General features: G+C 35.4%; 1 protein-coding gene. It reads right to left on the bottom strand.

The window, feature by feature from the left end; all coding sequences use genetic code 11:
• Positions 1–1,321, bottom strand: a protein-coding gene (locus IEV74_RS19540) for an IS3 family transposase (RefSeq protein WP_188457025.1) whose coding sequence is annotated in 2 segments (ribosomal slippage) — positions 1–866 and positions 866–1,321 — 1,322 coding nt annotated over the 2 segments. Because the reading frame shifts where the segments join, the coding sequence is not laid out codon by codon here. This gene is flagged as partial in the annotation.

The raw sequence follows: 1,321 nt of genomic DNA, 5'->3' as shown, positions 1-1,321 counted from the left end.
TCGATAATGTACGGGACTCTTGCCCTTTAATTTTTTCTTAATACGTTTGTTATTGTAGTAGTTTATATATTCTTCAAGCTCTTGTTTAAAGTGTTCAATACTTTCAAATTCGTTTAAATAAAGAAATTCAGATTTCATAATTCCAAAGAAGTTCTCTATCACGGCATTGTCATAACAGTTTCCTTTACGTGACATACTCTGTGTTATTCCATGTTCTTTTAAGGCATGATGATACTGTTTCATCTGATAATGCCATCCTTGGTCTGAGTGGAGAATTAACTCATTCTGATCTGTTAATCGCTCAAAGGACTTTTCCAACATGTCTGAGACAAGTGAGTACGTCGGTCTGGAACCAATGGTATACGTGATTATTTCGCCATTAAATAAATCAAGAATCGGAGATAGGTACAACTTCTCTCCAAAAAGCTTAAATTCGGTGATGTCTGTGACCCATTTCTGATTAGGTTTTTCCGCCTTAAAATTACGATTTAAGATGTTTTTGGCTTTCTTTCCGACCTTACCTTTATAAGATTTGTACTTCTTCATTCGGACAAGAGATTTAAGACCTAATTCTTTCATGAGGCGATACACTTTTTTATGATTCACGCGATAACCCCTATTATCAAGCTCTTCCTGGATACGACGATAACCATAACGTCCCTTATGCTCATGATAAATGGAACAGATCTTGTTTTTCAAATCCTCATTAGGATCCGATTCATTCATTTTTAGAACTAGATGGTAATAAGTACTGCGTGCCAGTCCTGCTATTTTTACTAATTTGTTTACTGGATAATCATGCCTTAGCTCAAATATTACTTGCGCTTTGTCTTTTTTTGAGATCTTTCCTTTTCTTGAACTAAGGCATTCAACTTTTTTAAATACTCATTCTCCATTCGCAAATGTTCTAATTCTTTTTGCATGGTCTTTATAGAATCCTTATTAGATCTTTCTTTCATTTTGTTTTCCTTTTTATGATCGGTCATATCGAGATGCCCCTTTCTCTTTACTTCAAGGGCATCGATACCACCTTTTTCCCACTTTTTCTTCCACCTCCGTACCATAGAAAAATCAGGAATGTGGAAGAAAGCCGACGCCTCTCGAATTGAATAGCCATTCTCTTCAATAAACTGTAATACTTTTAGTTTAAAGGCAGGCGAATAATTTGTATAGGGAAAGGTGAAGGCCTTATCTCCGTGATATTCGTATAACTTCACCCAGTAACGTAACACGGAGTTGTCAACACCTATTTGTTTCGCTAAATCACGATAACTAATTGATTCATTTAAATAACGCTGTATGACCTGAAATTTTTCCGTAC

Source organism: Virgibacillus oceani (assembly GCF_014638995.1).
GTDB classification, from domain to species: Bacteria; Bacillota; Bacilli; order Bacillales; family Amphibacillaceae; genus Virgibacillus_E; species Virgibacillus_E oceani.
The sequence above is the reverse complement of the archived record's forward strand: the minus strand, read 5'-3'. Positions and strand labels throughout refer to the sequence as shown.